14 protein-coding genes are annotated in these 16,749 nt (G+C 54.4%); all 14 read right to left on the bottom strand.

Annotated features, from left to right (window positions below):
- Positions 1-70: 70 nt before the first annotated feature.
- On the bottom strand, positions 71-1,117 hold the full coding sequence (locus OIL77_00230; GenBank protein HJI43856.1) for a bacteriophage abortive infection AbiH family protein: 1,047 nt from the start codon (positions 1,115-1,117) through the stop codon (positions 71-73).
- 132 nt (positions 1,118-1,249) lie between these two features.
- Positions 1,250-2,704, bottom strand: coding sequence for a sugar nucleotide-binding protein (locus OIL77_00235; GenBank protein HJI43857.1), 1,455 nt, complete (start codon positions 2,702-2,704; stop codon positions 1,250-1,252).
- 123 nt (positions 2,705-2,827) lie between these two features.
- On the bottom strand, positions 2,828-3,847 hold the full coding sequence (gene rfbB / locus OIL77_00240; protein HJI43858.1) for a dTDP-glucose 4,6-dehydratase: 1,020 nt from the start codon (positions 3,845-3,847) through the stop codon (positions 2,828-2,830).
- Positions 3,848-3,859: 12 nt separating this feature from the next.
- Positions 3,860-4,759 (bottom strand): glucose-1-phosphate thymidylyltransferase RfbA, encoded by a 900-nt coding sequence (rfbA, locus tag OIL77_00245; protein HJI43859.1) that lies wholly within the window; start codon positions 4,757-4,759, stop codon positions 3,860-3,862.
- Between the two features lie 31 nt (positions 4,760-4,790).
- On the bottom strand, positions 4,791-6,200 hold the full coding sequence (locus OIL77_00250) for a hypothetical protein (protein HJI43860.1): 1,410 nt from the start codon (positions 6,198-6,200) through the stop codon (positions 4,791-4,793).
- Between the two features lie 33 nt (positions 6,201-6,233).
- Positions 6,234-7,466 carry an O-antigen ligase family protein gene (locus OIL77_00255; GenBank protein HJI43861.1) on the bottom strand — a complete coding sequence of 411 codons (1,233 nt, stop codon included), beginning with the start codon at positions 7,464-7,466 and terminating at the stop codon, positions 6,234-6,236.
- A gap of 9 nt (positions 7,467-7,475) precedes the next feature.
- A complete protein-coding gene (locus OIL77_00260) occupies positions 7,476-8,405 on the bottom strand; it encodes a glycosyltransferase (protein ID HJI43862.1) in 930 nt (309 codons plus the stop codon).
- Between the two features lie 32 nt (positions 8,406-8,437).
- The gene (locus OIL77_00265) at positions 8,438-9,655 is read right to left on the bottom strand and encodes a glycosyltransferase family 4 protein (protein HJI43863.1); all 1,218 of its coding nucleotides are present in this window, start codon (positions 9,653-9,655) and stop codon (positions 8,438-8,440) included.
- Positions 9,648-10,853 carry a Coenzyme F420 hydrogenase/dehydrogenase, beta subunit C-terminal domain gene (locus OIL77_00270; protein ID HJI43864.1) on the bottom strand — a complete coding sequence of 402 codons (1,206 nt, stop codon included), beginning with the start codon at positions 10,851-10,853 and terminating at the stop codon, positions 9,648-9,650. The genes OIL77_00265 and OIL77_00270 overlap by 8 nt, the downstream gene beginning before the upstream one ends.
- Before the next feature lie 13 nt (positions 10,854-10,866).
- Positions 10,867-11,985, bottom strand: a complete 1,119-nt coding sequence (locus OIL77_00275) for a polysaccharide pyruvyl transferase family protein (GenBank protein ID HJI43865.1) — start codon at positions 11,983-11,985, stop codon at positions 10,867-10,869.
- Positions 11,985-13,094, bottom strand: a complete 1,110-nt coding sequence (locus tag OIL77_00280) for a glycosyltransferase family 1 protein (protein ID HJI43866.1) — start codon at positions 13,092-13,094, stop codon at positions 11,985-11,987. Before OIL77_00280 ends, OIL77_00275 begins: the two co-directional genes overlap by 1 nt.
- The gene (locus tag OIL77_00285; protein HJI43867.1) at positions 13,095-13,733 is read right to left on the bottom strand and encodes a sugar transferase; all 639 of its coding nucleotides are present in this window, start codon (positions 13,731-13,733) and stop codon (positions 13,095-13,097) included.
- A 193-nt stretch (positions 13,734-13,926) separates the two neighbouring features.
- A complete protein-coding gene (locus OIL77_00290) occupies positions 13,927-14,517 on the bottom strand; it encodes a hypothetical protein (GenBank protein HJI43868.1) in 591 nt (196 codons plus the stop codon).
- 325 nt (positions 14,518-14,842) lie between these two features.
- A complete protein-coding gene (thrS, locus tag OIL77_00295; GenBank protein ID HJI43869.1) occupies positions 14,843-16,606 on the bottom strand; it encodes a threonine--tRNA ligase in 1,764 nt (587 codons plus the stop codon).
- Between the last annotated feature and the right edge of the window lie 143 nt (positions 16,607-16,749).

Below are 16,749 nucleotides of genomic sequence, written 5' to 3' on the forward strand. Positions count from 1 at the left end.
CAAAGTGCGAACACTAGAGCTTTAACTAACATCCACCCGAAATCGTCGATACGAGACACAGGCAGTCCAATCAATTAAACAAGTGAATTGAAATTAAAGACCTTAGTTGACTCAACCGGGAAAAACGATCTGATATCGATTTCTCGTCTTCTGCAGCCACATTTGCAACCTCATAGAAACGTCTGGCCAAATCACGACGTCGTTTCTGATAAGCCCTGGCAGCCACCGTAGAACGATCGGGTAAACCATAGTCGAAAATATAAAGCCTGCATGCCGAATCTGACAACCTATCAGCCACTTGTCGCCAAATGTAACCATCGCTTTCTCCCAAGCTGCAGCCATATATACAAATGCTATCGGCTTTAGCTATCAGCTCACTCATCTCAGCGGTTTTCGTATTGCCATAAATTCCGTAGTTCTTTTTTTCTTTAACCCAAAGCTCTTGAAAATCCACCTTAGAGGAATAAACGGGAGATGTAATCTGATCAGAATCTGAAACGCCAAATATAATATTGGTAGCAGTGCCCCCATCATTGATTTCTCCATGAAGATGAAGAAGCGTGCCTTGATAAAAGAACTTAGGCGTAGTACCGACAATCAACTTACCAAAGGGCTGGTCTTTCCCAATCTCATCCCAAAAACGATTGACGGTATTCGTATAGTTTAAAACCAGAACGTGCACAGTCACGTCTTCAGAAGTCGACATCAAAGCGGGGAGCCCTTTTAATACGTCAACAGCAGTGAGTCTCGTATAGAAGCTGCTAATTGATGCTCGAAATTCCTGAACTGCCTCCTGAGGAAGCTCGACAGGCATACGGCTGGACTCTCTAAATACGTAATCTAAAAACTCATCTTGAATATTCTCAAACGTCTCATGAAATAATTCTTCGTCGTCTTCATAAAACGCTGATGCTCTGCCTAGAAGATTTTCCAAATCACACCAAAGTTCAGACGCTCGTTCTGGGCTGAATCCCTCAACTCTTTTTACAAGCTCATCCCTATATTTGTTCTGAACGCCATCTTTAAAATAGCGATTCTTCAAAAAAGAACGGTAATCAGTTGCGAGACCAAGGTTCCGATCAAATCCATTCCCAATGATCCAAAGAAGATTTAGCATTCAATACCGTCCGATTTAATAACAGAGATTAGTTTTACTGCGCAGTACACCATGCAATATAACGCATGAAGGGCTCTGCCATCAGCGAGCCCTTCATGCACCATCGGTTCATTCTGATCGTATAACTGGATGTTAAAGCATGGACATGTACCCCTTAAGCTCCTCCTCCCAGTCGGGCATGTGGAAGCCACTGGTCTCGAGCTTGGACAGGTCGAGCGCGGAGTGGGCCGGGCGCGGTGCGATGGGGCCCGCGGCGTTCGAATAGTAGTCGGCTGTGCTGACCGGAACGACCCTCTCCCCGTTGCCGTTGGCGGCCTCGAAGACGGCGCGGGCGATGTCCGCCCAGGACTTCACGGCGCCGGAGCCCGTGCAGTCGTAGGTTCCGTAGGGGGCGTGCGTGCCCAGCACGTGGAAGATGGCCTCGGCCATGTCGCGCGTGAAGGTCAGGCGGCCCAGCTGGTCGTCCACGACGGTAACCTGCGTGAGCCCGTCCTCGGGGTCGGCTACGCGGTCGGAGAGGCCCCTCATCGTCTTGACGAAGTTGTGCCCCTCGCCGATGACCCAGCTGGAGCGCATGATGTAGTGGCGCGGGCACCCTGCCACGGCGATGTCGCCGGCCGCCTTGGTCTGGCCGTAGACGGAAAGCGGGCTGAGGGGCTCCTCCTCGGTGTGCACCTCCTCGGTGCCATCGAAGACGTAGTCTGAGGACACGTGGACCAGGGTGATCCCGTGCTCGGCGCAGGTGCGGGCGAGCAGCGCCGGCCCGGTCGCGTTGGCCTTCCAGGCGATGGCGCGGCCCTCGGGGGTCTCGGCTTTATCCACGGCCGTGTAGGCGCCGCAGTTGATCACGGTGCCGTAGAGCGACCAGTCGTACTGCGTATAGGCCGCCGGGTCGGACATGTCGAAGGTGTCGATGTCGCAGAAGTCGAAGTCCTTGGCGACACTGCGCTCCTCGGCGAGCGCGCGGACCGCATGGCCCAGCTGGCCGTCGCAGCCGGTGACGAGGGTGCGCTTCGGCGCCATGGGGACGACGTCGGCGAGCATCGGGTGGTTGAGGTCGGCCTCGGAGACGGTGGCCTCCTCCAGCGGGATCGGCCACTCGATGGCGAGCTCGGGGTCGGCGAGGTTCACGAAGGTGTAGGTCTTCTTGAGCTCGAGGGACCAGTGGGCGTCCACCAGGTAGGTGTAGGCGGTGCCGTCCTCCAGGGCCTGGAAGGAGTTGCCCACGCCGCGCGGGACGTAGATGGCCTTGGACGGGTCGAGCGTGCAGGTGAACACCTTCCCGTAGGTCTCGCTGCCCTCGCGCAGGTCCACCCAGGCGCCGAAGACGCTGCCGCGCGCCACGGAGATGAACTTGTCCCAGGGCTCGGCGTGGATGCCGCGGGTGACGCCGCGGCTGTCGTTGTAGGAGATGTTGTTCTGGACGACCCTGAGGTCCGGGATGCCCAGGGCGGTCATCTTGGCGCGCTGCCAGTTCTCCTTGAACCAGCCGCGCGAGTCGCCGTGGACGGCGAGGTCGACGACCTTGAGGCCCTCGATGCCGGTCTCGGCGACGGAGAGGTCCTTCTCGAATGCGATGTCTGCCATGTGGGAAAAGCTCCTATCGAAGAGGTTGTATAACCGGGGGCGCCCGCGCGGGGCCGCAGGGTCATCCCCATGCCCTGCGGCCCCGCGCGGGCGCCCCGCGGTGCGGTTCGCCGGAATGCAGTCTTACTGGCCCTGTGCGCGGTAGCGGGCCTCGGTGGCCTCCTTGGCGGGGCGCCACCAGGACTCGTTGGCGACGTACCAGTCGATGGTCCGCTTGAGCCCCTCGGCGAAGTCGGTGTGGGCCGGCCTCCAGCCCAGCTCGCGCTGGAGCTTGGTGGAGTCGATGGCGTAGCGGCGGTCGTGGCCGGGGCGATCGGCGACCCAGTCGAAGTCCTCGGGGTCCTTTCCCATCGCCTCGAGGATCATGCGCAGGACGGTGATGTTGTTCTTCTCGCCATTTGCGCCGATGAGGTAGGTCTCCCCCATCCGGCCCTTGGTGAGGATGTCCCAGACGGCAGAGGAGTGGTCCTCGGTGTGGATCCAGTCGCGGACGTTCTCGCCGCGGCCGTAGAGCTTGGGGCGCACGCCGTCGATGATGTTGGTGATCTGCCTGGGGATGAACTTCTCCACGTGCTGGTAGGGGCCGTAGTTGTTGGAGCAGTTGGAGATCGTGGTGCGCAGGCCGTAGGTGCGGGTCCAGGCGCGCACGAGCATGTCGGAAGACGCCTTGGTGGAGCTGTACGGCGAAGAGGGCTTATACGGCGTCTCCTCGGTGAACTTGGCGGGGTCGTCGAGCGCCAGGTCGCCGTAGACCTCGTCGGTGGAGACGTGGTGGTAGCGGATACCGTATTTCCTCACGGCCTCCAGCAGGCGGAAGGTGCCCTCCGCGTTCGTGCGCAGGAAGGGCTCGGGGTCGGCGATGGAGTTGTCGTTGTGGGACTCCGCGGCGTAGTGCACGATCGCGTCGTGGCCTGGGACGATGCGGTCCAGCAGCTCCGCGTCGCAGATGTCGCCCACGACGAGCTCCACGCGGTCGGAGGGCAGCCCGGCGATGTTCTCGGGATTGCCGGCGTAGGTCAGCTTGTCCAGGACGGTAACGTGTACCTCGGGGTGGTTCTTCACCACGTAGTGCACGAAGTTGCTGCCGATGAAGCCGCAGCCGCCCGTGACGATGATGTTCTTAGGTTCAAAAATCTCAGACATGAGGGGTTCCTCCTAGTACTCGCGCGGGCTGTTGACGATCTCGCCGGCGGCGACCTTCTTCAGGTGCTGCCCGTAGACCGACTTCCCGTAGGCCTCGGCGGCCTCCTCCAGCCCGGCGGTCGTGATCCAACCGTTCTCCCAGGCGATCTCCTCGGGCACGGACACGGGAAGGTCCTGGGAGTGCTCCACGGCGCGGACGAACTCCGCGGCCTCGTGGAGTGACTCCATGGTGCCGGTGTCCAGCCACGCGTAGCCGCGGCCCAGGGTGACGACGGACAGCGTCCCCTCCTCCAGGTACATCTGGTTGAGCGTGGTGATCTCCAGCTCGCCGCGCGCGGACGGCTTGACCTCGTGGGCCTTGGCGGCCACGTCGCCCGGGTAGAAGTACAGGCCGGTGACGGCGTAGGAGCTCTTGGGCTCGGCGGGCTTCTCCTCGATGGAGACGGCCCTCCCCTCGCCGTCGAACTCGACGACGCCGAAGCGCTCGGGGTCGTCCACGTGGTAGCCGAAGACCGTGGCGCGGCCCGACTGCGCGTTCTCGACGGCCTTCTTCAGGTGGCGGCTGAGGCCGTTGCCGTAGAAGATGTTGTCGCCGAGCACCAGGGCGCACGGCTCGCCGTTAATGAACTCCTCGCCGATGGTGAAGGCCTGCGCCAGGCCGTCGGGGCTCGGCTGCTCGGCGTAGGAGAGGCTCACGCCGTAGCGCGAGCCGTCCCCGAGCAGGCGCTCGAAGTTGGGCAGGTCCGTCGGCGTGGAGATGACCAGGATGTCACGGATGCCCGCCAGCATGAGGGTGGACAGCGGGTAGTAGATCATGGGCTTGTCGTAGACCGGCAGCAGCTGCTTGGAGGTCACGAGCGTGAGCGGGTACAGGCGCGTGCCGGACCCGCCGGCGAGGATGATGCCTTTCATATCCTAATCCAATCTAGATGAATGACATTTACTAATGCTTAAGCCTGCTCAAACGCGAGGCAACGTTTTTCAATTCAGAATGATTAAGTAAAAGATAGCCAATATAAACTATCGAATACAGGAGTGCCGCCACTCCACCGGGCATGAGCTCGGTAAATAAGACGAAGGCAACTGTAAGCAAAATCTCCTGAAACGGCCTGGACGAACCCGGAGCACTTAACCTTTCATTTAAATATAGTTCGGACCACAGTGACCTTCCGATAATGCAGATTACAGCGCCACACAGGACAGCATCGAGTGAATCGAGAGCGAGAACACCGAATACCGAAAAGACGGTGCTGCAAATAACGGCAACGATATTCAACTTCAGGAGCAGCTGTTCTTTACGAAGAACCTTGAAATAGGTAGTACAGCAAAGGCTCATCTTCGTATTGAAGACGCATATCGGAAGTAAGAGCGCAAAATATCTAAGACTCTCGGCATATTGAGGAAGCCACGCCCCCAAAAACCAAACCATAGGGAAATAGAACAAAAAGATTGCAGGAAAAATGAGTTCGATGGCATTTCTTATGCCAATGTAAAAACGAACTCTCTCCTCATCAGAACCTGTCCTAAGAGCAGGAAATAAGACCATGCTCGCCTGCGAGACAAAAGTGATAAAGAAATTGACAAGAGAGAGGGAGAACGAAATTTTTGCAAAGGCGACGATACCCCAAAAATGATCGATAAGAAACCTAGATACCCCGAGGATCAGTGTGTCGGCGATGTTCGCAATCATCAGCTTTACGCCGACGATGATACTGCGGATACCGTCCTTAAGCGAGTTGCCAAAAGACACTGATTTAGCACATAGGATATCCCTGCCCATCCAAGAGCAATATATGAGCGCAATAATCTTCGAAACGAGATACGCGTAGACATAGGGATGGTAGTCCGAAACCTTAAATCCAATTAAAACAAGGAGCGGAGCCAGAAACACCAGCCTGTCTAGCATTGTAGAAAACGAAAATAGCTTAGTTTCGTTCATAGCCTGAAAGACAAAGCCCAAATAACTTGTCAGGTTATAGACGACGGTGTAAAGCGCAAAAGACGCGATAACAAATACTCGATTTGCGTCATCGACAAGAGGCAGCGAAACAAAAGTGATGCCGAGGCAAATCACTGCCTGGAAACAAGCACCGAAGATATACTGGGATTTTATTGAGCTCTTATCGATTTCATCACGAGAGAGACCCCCGTTAATCAAGTAGACACCATCATTCAGGCCAAGGTGAAAAAAGCCGGAATAGGTCGTATAAAACATGAACAGCTGCCAGTATCCATAATCAGCAACACCAACGATTTTCGGCACGAGCAGCGACATGACAACACTGACCGATAGAGAAATAAACTGTGCAGCAAACGCAATCATAGTGTTGCGTGCAATAGACGAATAATTCATTCAACCTCGTTTGTTTAAACTAACATCCTTGATTTATTCAGAAATCAAGGATGGGCCTGACTCGCACAAATCTGAATACCGAGCACTCGTTCTACCCAGAACGAGTCCACAGGAAGCAAACAAGATAACCGTTGGCACCCACCAACCAAGCTCACAATAAAATATGAGCTCCGCACAGCATATACAGGAGACGGTAAATAGTACTTGATCGAGTTCGCAACCCGACCTGAACGAACCGATGCCAGCGGAAATTATCAAGAATACAAAGCTACAAATTCCAAGAAAACCATATTCATACAGCATTGCAAGGAAACCATTATCCACCGTTGAAAAACCGCTAATTTCAACCGTCGTGCCCAGCATAGTCACGCGACTACTGCCAAAACCATTTCCAGTAAGCCAAAACAGCGGCCTGCTTAAAAAGCTATGAATAATATAGGCAATGGCTCCGGAACGCTGGCTATATGAAACATCAGTTTCAAGCTCACCAAATCGAGAAGCCACAAAGTTAAACAGTCCAAACTTGTAGAGAATAAAAACGAGTAGCAATACAGCTGGAATTAAAAGGGCAATTAAATTCCATTTAGAATACTCGGGGTTCTTTAGGCGAAAGACCAGGTACACCGATGCTAAAGCAATGAGAATAATCCACGCGCTACGACTCTTTGTCAGAAGCAGAGCGACCAAAAGAACTACAGAGCATAAGAGACGTTTCATCCTGCCCGTCTCCAATTTATAGTTAATTACCACAGCAATAACTATCATTTGGCCAAATACGATTGCATGACCGAAAAAACTACGCAGTCGATACAAGGATGGATTATCAATCGTTACAGTTTGCAGAAAAGAAAAGGAACCATTTGTAACTAGTCGTTGACCTAAAACAATTTCAAGGACAAAGCTAAATAGGCAGGCGAACACCATAACGTTGCGAAGCATAAGCAATGCAGACTCAACCCAGTCATCATTCTTAGCTTTACCGTAAATATAACCAAGAAGAATGCAAAAGAAATACGAGCAGACCGTAAGAAGGGATTCGTTAATGCTTCGGGACGTAAACGCAATAGCAGAAAAGAAAACTATCGCGCCCATAACGACAATGGGAATGGCGTTATTTAAAAACACTTTGTAGAGACGCCCAGAAAGAACTTCTTTGAAAACGAGCAATCCTAGAACAGAAAAAAATAGTCCTTTAACGGGAGAAATGACACTTAAGATTGCGGCGAAAATCAAAATAGTGAATTCATTAGTAAATAGCTCAAGCATTCTAAACACCTACTTACTGTCACAGGAACTGATTAAGGCCTTAAAGTCACCAAGCAGGGAACGATTTGACAGTTCATACTTACGGTATTTTAGAATGGTGCCTAAATCACTTATTTTTAGGCCACCTACGAGCAAGTGCAAACGGGCATTTAAAACAGAACCGTAATGCTCTATATGCGCAGAAGATATACGATAATCGCCAGGATTACTACTGCAGTATTCTTCTAAAACCTTAGAAAATCTCAAGCACATCCCTATCTCAGCAACACGAGATTTCCTGTCAATATGTCGCATCTCAGTTGCATTAGAGTCATGCCTACGGAACCGAATCAAGGGCTGATTTAGAAGTCTGAGGGTCCCCTTCAGTAATGAGAAGCGCCATAACATACCGTCATGAGCAAAATCATCCTGCCAATATGGCATGATTTCCCTTATAAAACTCGATTTTACGGCATACGAACATCCAGGGCGCCGTACCGACATAAACTTGCTATCGAAAACCGGGGCCTCCAAATCGTCCAGAGGTTTGGAATCATCGGCAGCACCATAGACTGTTACTTTTTTACCGCCGCTCTCATAAAACGGCTCGACGGCGCAGCTGAGAACGTCGATAGAGGGGTCCTTCTCGAGGATTGAGGACATCACAGCGATTTTATCGGGTTCCCAGATATCATCCTGGTCGCACGGGAAGACGATTCCATCGTCTATAGATGCAAGGTCGAGAAGCCGCTTAAAGCTCTTGCGCCAGCCGAAATTAGAGCGATTCTTGTTGATGGTCCAATTACCGAGTCCGTGTTCCTCGATATATTTGACAATGAGATCGAACGACCCGTCTGTCGAGCAATCATCCGCAATCAGCACTCGGTCCGGAGACACTGTCTGAAGTCTTAAGCTATCTAGCTGCTCAGTAAGATATCGCGTGCCGTTGTAAACTGACATCACAACCGTAACCATTAAAAACCTTCATCCAATTAAAGCTTAGCCATTAGCTGATCGTAAATACCGATAAGACGTTCTACATACGCGGTCTTTTCGAGGCAGCTGAAGTCCGCCTTCTCAACCGCCCCCCTGTAACGCGAGTAAACATCGGGATCGAGCATATTGACCATTGCGGCGGATAGCGACTCGGCATTGCCCGCGCTGAAGACCTCGCCGAGACCTTTCGACCTCACAAAGGAGGCAGCGTCGCCGACATCAGAGACGATGCACGGCAGACCGGCAGCGATCATGGCCTCATAGGCGACAAGCCCGAACGTCTCTCGACAAACCGAGGGCATAACGATTGCACGTGACCGCGTCATGACGGAAAGCACCTTGTCATGGGGCAGCGCGCCCATGAATTTGATATCCGGATAACTGTCCGACAGCCTCTTCAATTCGGTACCGTCACCGATGACGATAGCGTCCACACCGGCCCTACTGGCGGCTTCGCAAAATAAATCGCAGCCCTTTTCAGGGCTCAGGCGACCAACGAATAGGTAAGCCTCGCAATCTGCATCAAACCCATGCTGGAATTTGTCCGCATCGACGTAATTTAAACAGTCGAATCGCTCGGCATCCCATGTTAGATAGGGCTCAATCAACCGACGACTGGAATCTGAAACGAAGGCGACAGCCGGGCGCAGCGCTCTCAAAACATATCCCTGCACGGAAAAGCGAACGGATCGATACAGTTTTTGGATATATGAGCGCTTGTCACAGTTGTGCAGCAGGCACTTCGGAGAACCGGGGGCAATTCCGCAGTTGCAATGATTAACATAATCGTAGAGTCCACCGTTGGAACAAACGAGGAAGTACTCATGGGCTGTGATCAGGCACTTGAACCCCCGTCGCCCTATGGCCGTGAATATCGAGGGAGAAAGGGAGTGCGTCCAAGAGTGAACGTGGACGACCGTCGTCTTCGGATCGAGCTGCTTCAGTAGATCATCCAGCGCCGTTTCCGAGCGCCTGTTCCAGATACCCTGAGCAGCGCCGGAGACGCCCCCGTTCAGGACGTCGTTCTGCCCGCAATTGAAACAAACAACGCCCGATTCGATTAAGGAGGGATCGGGGTCACCCAACGCTGAAAAGAAATAGCTGTTGACACCTATCCTCGCCAGAGCAGCTGCTGTTTCGATTGCGATTTTTGAAGCTCCGCCCCCGATATGGGGACGGTCGCAAATCGTTATCACTGTGGTGAAGTTACTCATGCACGGTCCTAGGTTTAATAGATCGGACAAACCGCTTTACACGCAGGCGCATCGACGGGGGGAGCAGCATTTTCAGACGGTCGAAAAGAGTCGCATTCGGCGCCAGGACGGAATCAAAGACTTGTAATCCTGTAGCCTCGAACTGCTCGATAACGGCATCGCGCCTCTCCACAAGATCAGAGCGCTTATTAGGATCTTCATGCAGCAGCACATCATCCGGAGCAAGGCCGTTGTTAGAGTAGGCGACGTAATCGCCTATTTCATCGATCAATTTTGCCCCGCGCTCGGTCTTCACGATAACGGCCGAAACACCCTTCTCGGGATGTCCGCAGTCTTGGACAGACTCAGAACGCCAGGAATCACCGAGGATGATGTCGGCAGGACTGTCGCACCCTCTGAAAGGACAGCCGTAGCAAGACGATCTGCTGATCAGGCCTTTGATGTAGGAACCATAAAAGGGATCGAATGCAGCGGGCCTCTTTATAATCCTGCCGTCGGATAACTCGATTTTTATGTTATGGCCCCATCCGAATTTCGATTTATCTCTAAAAGTCAGTGCGGTGACATCGGACTTCTCCCGAAGCTCGAGCCAGCCAACATAGGAACGAAACATGGAAGAGCTTGGTACACCGTGGCAAACAACGCTGACGGTTGTCAGCCCATCCATCGGTTTACCCAAATAGAGACGCAGCGCGGAAACCTGACAAGGAGTACCGCTGAAGAGGACTCGCTTGCCGGATTTGAGATCGCTGAGCACTTCGGGATACGATTCGCTAGCATCGCTCTGGACATATTTGGACTTTTGCAGGAGCGCGATTTCGGCAACCTCGGATATACCGATATGCCTGACGTGATCGACGCCATCCCAGGCGGCGCCGTAAACGCGCCCGCCGTCCGATAGTATACGTTTCGCAAGAAGGGAGAAGACGCCGCCGGACGAACTTTGCGCGAGCTCGTCCGGGTCATCGCTCTGCAAGACAGCGGCGCGAATGGCCTCCGAGTCCGCGTCGACTTGGTTTTCCGCCGGACAGGTACGCAGGCAAAGACCGCAGGAGGTGCATCTCGCTGCGTCCACCACGGGATATTCGAAACCGTCGGGCGAGGTACGCATAGTAATAGCGGAAAAAGGGCATTTGGCCGCGCAAGCTCCGCAACCAAAGCAGGCCCGGTGAGAAACTGTGTCGATGTTCTTGCTCAAGCTAACTTTCCCCCTATTGCTCAAGAGCATCCAAGAGCCATTTTTTCGAAAACGTGATGAGCGACTCCACGTCGGACAGTCGCTTCTCATAGCCCTCGATTTCCGTAGCGTTCATGTGACTGTCATAGCCATCTAGCAGACGATCCTCGGTATTCGAAAGCCTCGAGAGGCTCTCGACTCGAGAGTTTTGAGAGCGCTTGTCGGTCTCCTCAAATCTCTTGAAGCAGTAATAGTCTTTGCGGAAAATTTGAGAAAACAGCGTACCGTGCAGCGAATCGGTTAACACGAACCGCGCGCTCGCCAGATAAGCGAGCCATTCATCGGGACCAAGCCCGTAACGCGGATTGAGCTGCTCGTCGACAGCATTTTTACCTGAACCGACAAGCGTCACGACCTCGCAGCCGAGCTCTTTTGAAATCGAATCGACAGCTTTCCTGTAAAACGGCCTATTCCCAAGGAAATAGCAGACGATTTTCCCGGGCTCAGGACATTTACCGTTGATGAGCGGGGCCCAGTCCTCTTTCGACAGGAGCAGGACAGGGTCCACAACCTGTGAAGGGCGCTCGAGACCGAGGGATTCGACAAAATCCGCGCCCGCATCTTCACGAACAGACACAGAGCTGAACGTTTTAATCAGATCGGTAATGATCTTTTTCTTCCTCTGCGTGGTGCTCGTGACACCGAAGCTGGGTGCATACGCGATTCTCTTATCGCTGTCGCTTAGAAAGGAGAGATAGAAATTCCTATTCAAAAGATAAGGGGACCAGATTTGATCAGATCCGCAGACGTATGCATCGTATTTTCCCCGTAAATCGACCAGTCCGTCTGTATCGACAATCCGATCAGTGGTCTCGATGTTCTGGCTCAAAAAGCGATTGAATACGTCAGCCGTCGAGGAACCGAAGTCATCATGTTCCTTCTTGCGATTGAATAGCTCGCGTGCTTTGCCAGCAAATAAATCGAAGGAGTTCCGGTTGATTGCCCAGTTCAGTAGCTTTTCTTTAACGCAGGGAAGATAGTCGGCGTCGACAACGTCATGCCCTTCTGCCTTCAAAAACTGCTGTAGGGCATAAGCCTGAAGCAACGTACCGAAATTTTGATTATGGAGCCACGTTAAAATACAAATTTTCATTAATTCACCGTTTCAAATAACTTCAGATAGTACTCTTCGAGCTTGGGCGCTGCCCTAAAGATGTCATAAGATTCAAGCCCCAGAGATGCTTGGGGATCGGAACGATTAACGACATCTGTGCGTGTGGTAAGGATCGCATTGGACCAGCCCTCAATGCCCGCACTCAACGGAACGAAGCTGCACCGACCGGATAGCGCGACCTCGTTGGGGACCCTCTCAGAGCAGATGCACGGGAGACCGGAGACCTGGGCCTCAATCGCGACCATTCCGAGGCCCTCGTACAGACTAGGGAGAACGAATAAATCAAGCGCCTGATAGACGTCCTGTACATTGGAAATCTGACCGAGAAAACGCACCGCTGACGCAATTCCCAGCGAGCGCGCCTTTTCCTCCGCCTGCGGTCTCAACTTCCCATCGCCGCAGATAACAAGGATGGAATCAGGATTCTGAGCATAAACCGCCTTGAAAACATCAAGCAAAAACAGCTGATTCTTCTGGGGGATGAACCTACCGATATTCCCCAATACCAGCGTATCGTCCTGCGCTCCAAGCCCAGCACGTTGCTCATCCCTAATCGATCGATTGAAAGAAAAACTGCTCAAATCGATAGCATTATTAAAGACGGTAAAATGGGATGAGCCGAACAGCCATTTACCGGCATACTCAGTACAGGCCGCCAAATCAGTTGGATACCTTGTCGAAAACAGTTTCAAAAAGCCTTTAAGGGCATTTTTTGCAAACTCGCCTTTGCCGCTCGTCGAGTGGCTGTGGGCGATACGCACGGGTACCCCTGCCTTCTTCGCGGCGCGAAGCGGAAAGACGGAAAGCGCGTTGATATGGCTGTGCACTATCTTCCAGCCCTCTTGCGTAAAGAGGCTTTGAAGCTCTCGCTGATATTCAATCGCATGCTGGTAGGGCGGAATCTCAAAGATTCGACCACCAAGCGATTCGATCTCTTCACGTGGCACGAGCGTCGAATCTGAATCGACAAGAAAATCGAACTGGACTTTACTTCGGTCAATATGGCGATAATAGTTCATGACAACGGCCTCGACGCCGCCGCCAACCATCTTGCCAACAATCTGGGCTACCCTAATCGGTTCAGTCATCTAGCAAGCACCGCCACCGGTAAAGACCTCAACGACTGTGAGGAGAACAATCTTTAAATCGGTGACCACGCCGCGTTTGGCGATGTACTCCAGGTCGCGGCGGACCATGCCGTCGAAGTCGGTATCGTTGCGGTCAGTCACCTGCCACCAGCCGGTAATACCTGGCTTCACTGCCAGGCGCTGCAGGTCGAATTCTGTGTACTCGGCCACCTCATTCGGCAACGGTGGGCGCGGGCCGACGACGGACATCTGGCCCAGGAACACGTTGAGGAACTGCGGGAACTCGTCGATAGAGTGTTTGCGGATGAACTTCCCGATCTTGGTAACGCGCGGATCGTTCTTCATCTTGAACATGGCGCCTGCGATCTCGTTCTGCTCCTTGAGCTCAGCGAGGCGCTCGTCGGCATCTCTGTACATGCTGCGGAACTTCCACATGCGAAAAGTGGTTAAACTACCGTCGGAACGGGTGCGGCCCACGCGGATCTGGCTATAGAAGGGGCTCCCCTCGCTCTCCAGGCGGATGGCAGCGGCGAGTACGAGGCCGGGGATCGCGATGAGGACGAGCGCGGCACCGCTGAACACGATGTCGAACGTGCGCTTCACAGCCCTATAGACAAGGCGCGAGCGATCCCAGTCCATGATGGATTGCATGGCCTTGTAGCGGCCGACGCCCTCACGCCGGTCCATCGCCTGAGCAATCAGCGCCGCCCCCACGGGCGCATTGCTCTCTGTTACTTCTTTATCAGTCACAGTCAAACTTACGTCCCCGTTCCCCAGGGATCCCCCAATCGATGAATTCAAAAAGCGGATGAATTGCCGGCGAAACGTCCCCTTACGTTTTGCTGGGCACGTCCAGCGGAAGCAGTTCCCTAATTGCGGAATCACCCTCGCCCACGTCTACCAGGCACCAGCGCTTATGACGGTCGATCTTCTTTACGCGGGCCTCTTGCCCCACCAAAGGCCCTTGTTCTATATGCAGCACGCCGTCTTCTATGCGCGCAACGCTGTTGCGCACCACGCCGTCGTCGTCCAGAACGCTGCGGTACCAATCCTGCGCATCGTCCGGCATGGGCGCATAGGCCCGCTCCCTGCTGCCGGCAATGCGGCAGCCAAAGCTCAACTGGGCCAAAGCCTTGTCGAGCTGGGCGGCATCGCGCGTGGCGACGAAGAAGTATTCCTTGTACATGGGTTTGGTTTGGAGCGACCAGGCGCCGTCCCGCTTAAACCAGAACTCCTTTTGCATCACAAAAGCGTCCTGCATCAGCTCGTGCGGGATAATGCGGCGGACCTTTTCGCAGGTCTCGCGCTCTTTACCGTTGGGGGTGTGGACCAGATACCAGCGGACTCGGCCGCGCTGGCTGTTAGTGATGGCGCCGTTAAAAGCACCGGGCAGCTGCTCTTGGCGCCGCATCGTCTGTTCCATCTCTCGCCCCCTTAAATTGAATCCGCGACGCACGCGGATGCAGGGGCGTTAAGAACAGGCTTCTCGCTCGCAGCTAGGCGCAGTCGCAAAAGTACAGGTTTTTGTCTCTTTCGTCGAAGCTCATTATACAAGCAAACTGTTCGCGTTTTCCCAGATTGCACAAAATGCGCCGCGAATGGGTGCATCTCCATACGCCTCTATAAAAACCTGTACCTTTTTGCACAACAAAAAAGCCGCTCTAACCAGCGGCTTTTCTTCTATAGACAACAAAAAAGGCGACCGCCCGCGAGGACGATCGCCTTTGTTAATTCTTGTATTGTTTGTGCTAGGCGCGAGTCTTAATCTCCTCGAGTACCTTGGCCACAAACTCGTCAACGGTCATCTGAACGGTCTCGTTGGAGCGATCGCGGACGGAGATGTTGCCGGCCTCGACCTCCTTCTCGCCCAGGATGAGCATGTAGGGCACGCGATCGATGCTGCGGGCCTCGCGGATCTTGTAGCCGATCTTCTCGTCGCGGTCGTCGCAGACCACGCGAATGCCGGCCTCCTCCAGCTTGGCGCACACCTCGTGAGCGTAGTCGCGGCTCTTCTCGGAGACGGGAAGCGCCTTGACCTGCACGGGAGCCAGCCAGGTGGGGAACTTGCCCGCAAAGTGCTCAATCAGAATACCGATGAAGCGCTCGATGGAGCCAAAGCATACGCGGTGCAGCATGATGGGGCGCTTCTTGGTGCCGTCGGCGTCCACGTACTCCAGATCAAAGTTGAGCGGCATCTGGAAGTCGAGCTGGACAGTGCCGCACTGCCAGGTACGGCCGAGCGAGTCCTCCAGGTGGAAGTCGATCTTGGGGCCGTAGAAGGCGCCGTCGCCCTCGTTGACCTCGTAGTCCATGCCCAGCTTCTCCAGAGCGGTGCGCAGGCCCTCCTCGGCGCGAGCCCAGTCCTCGTCCGAACCCATGGAGTCCTCGGGGCGGGTGGAAAGCTCAACGTGATACTTAAAGCCAAACTTTTGGTACACGGAGTCGATGAGGTTGACCACGCCCACGATCTCGTCGGTCAGCTGGTCGGGGCGCACAAACAGGTGGGCGTCGTCCTGGTTAAAGCAGCGCACGCGGAACAAGCCGTGCAGGGCGCCGCGCAGCTCGTGGCGGTGCACCAGGCCAATCTCGCCGGCGCGAATGGGCAGCTCGCGATAGGAGTGCGGCTTGGAGGCGTACACCAGCACGCCGCCCGGGCAGTTCATGGGCTTAATGCAGTACTCTTCGTCGTCAATGACGGTGGAGTACATGTTGTCCTTGTAGTGGTCCCAGTGGCCCGAGGTCTTCCACAGCTGCTTGTTCATGATGAGCGGCGTGGAGATCTCCACGTAGCCGGCCTTGCGGTGAATCTCGCGCCAATAGTCCAGCAGCGTGTTCTTAAGGATCATGCCGTTGGGCAGGAAGAACGGGAAACCGGGGGCCTCGTCACGCATCATAAAGAGGTCCATCTCGCGGCCGATCTTGCGGTGGTCGCGCTTCTTGGCCTCCTCCAGCATGTGCATGTGCTCGTCGAGCTCTTCCTTGGTGGCAAAGGCGACGCCGTTGATGCGGGTGAGCATCTTGTTGTCCTTGTCGCCCTTCCAGTAGGCGCCCGAGACGCCGGTGAGCTTAAAGGCCTTGAGGGCCTTGGTGTAGCAGATGTGGGGGCCGACGCACATGTCGATGTAGTCGCCCTGCTGGTAGAAGGTGATGCGGGCGTCGTCGTCCAGGTCGCCGATGTGCTCGACCTTGTACTTCTCGCCGCGCTCCTCCATAAGGGCGATGGCCTCGGCGCGGGGCTTCTCGTACACGGTGAACTTGAGGTTCTCTTTGACGATCTTTTTCATCTCGGCCTCGATCGCGGGGAAGTCGTCCTCGCTGATCTTGACGCCCTCGGGTAGGTCGACGTCGTAGTAAAAACCGTTGTCGGTCGCGGGGCCGTAGGCAAAATCGGCCTCGGGATAGAGACGCTTGATGGCCTGCGCCATGATGTGCGCAGCAGAGTGGCGGATGACGTGCGTGACCTCGTCCTGCGGGAGCTCGGCCACCGAACCGTCATTGTAGAGTGCCTTCATGGGTATGTTTTCTCCTCTCGGATGCCTGATGCAAGTGTGTGCGATGCGCTCGGCGTTTTTGACTTGCATCATTATAGGCAGGTTGCCTTGGTATACAAGCGCCCGCCGCACCTTAATGGCACGGCGGGCGATTTTCTACGCAT

Source organism: Coriobacteriaceae bacterium (genome assembly GCA_025993015.1).
Lineage (GTDB): Bacteria > Actinomycetota > Coriobacteriia > Coriobacteriales > Coriobacteriaceae > Collinsella.

What these genes read in the sequence shown, in the direction of transcription:
- OIL77_00230 (HJI43856.1), bottom strand. Translation starts at nt 1,117, where the DNA reads ATGCTAAATCTTCTTTGGATCATTGGGAATGGATTTGATCGGAACCTT.
- OIL77_00235 (HJI43857.1), bottom strand. Translation starts at nt 2,704, where the DNA reads ATGGCAGACATCGCATTCGAGAAGGACCTCTCCGTCGCCGAGACCGGC.
- rfbB (HJI43858.1), bottom strand. Translation starts at nt 3,847, where the DNA reads ATGTCTGAGATTTTTGAACCTAAGAACATCATCGTCACGGGCGGCTGC.
- rfbA (HJI43859.1), bottom strand. Translation starts at nt 4,759, where the DNA reads ATGAAAGGCATCATCCTCGCCGGCGGGTCCGGCACGCGCCTGTACCCG.
- OIL77_00250 (HJI43860.1), bottom strand. Translation starts at nt 6,200, where the DNA reads ATGAATTATTCGTCTATTGCACGCAACACTATGATTGCGTTTGCTGCA.
- OIL77_00255 (HJI43861.1), bottom strand. Translation starts at nt 7,466, where the DNA reads ATGCTTGAGCTATTTACTAATGAATTCACTATTTTGATTTTCGCCGCA.
- OIL77_00260 (HJI43862.1), bottom strand. Translation starts at nt 8,405, where the DNA reads ATGTCAGTTTACAACGGCACGCGATATCTTACTGAGCAGCTAGATAGC.
- OIL77_00265 (HJI43863.1), bottom strand. Translation starts at nt 9,655, where the DNA reads ATGAGTAACTTCACCACAGTGATAACGATTTGCGACCGTCCCCATATC.
- OIL77_00275 (HJI43865.1), bottom strand. Translation starts at nt 11,985, where the DNA reads ATGAAAATTTGTATTTTAACGTGGCTCCATAATCAAAATTTCGGTACG.
- OIL77_00280 (HJI43866.1), bottom strand. Translation starts at nt 13,094, where the DNA reads ATGACTGAACCGATTAGGGTAGCCCAGATTGTTGGCAAGATGGTTGGC.
- OIL77_00285 (HJI43867.1), bottom strand. Translation starts at nt 13,733, where the DNA reads ATGGACTGGGATCGCTCGCGCCTTGTCTATAGGGCTGTGAAGCGCACG.
- OIL77_00290 (HJI43868.1), bottom strand. Translation starts at nt 14,517, where the DNA reads ATGGAACAGACGATGCGGCGCCAAGAGCAGCTGCCCGGTGCTTTTAAC.
- thrS (HJI43869.1), bottom strand. Translation starts at nt 16,606, where the DNA reads ATGAAGGCACTCTACAATGACGGTTCGGTGGCCGAGCTCCCGCAGGAC.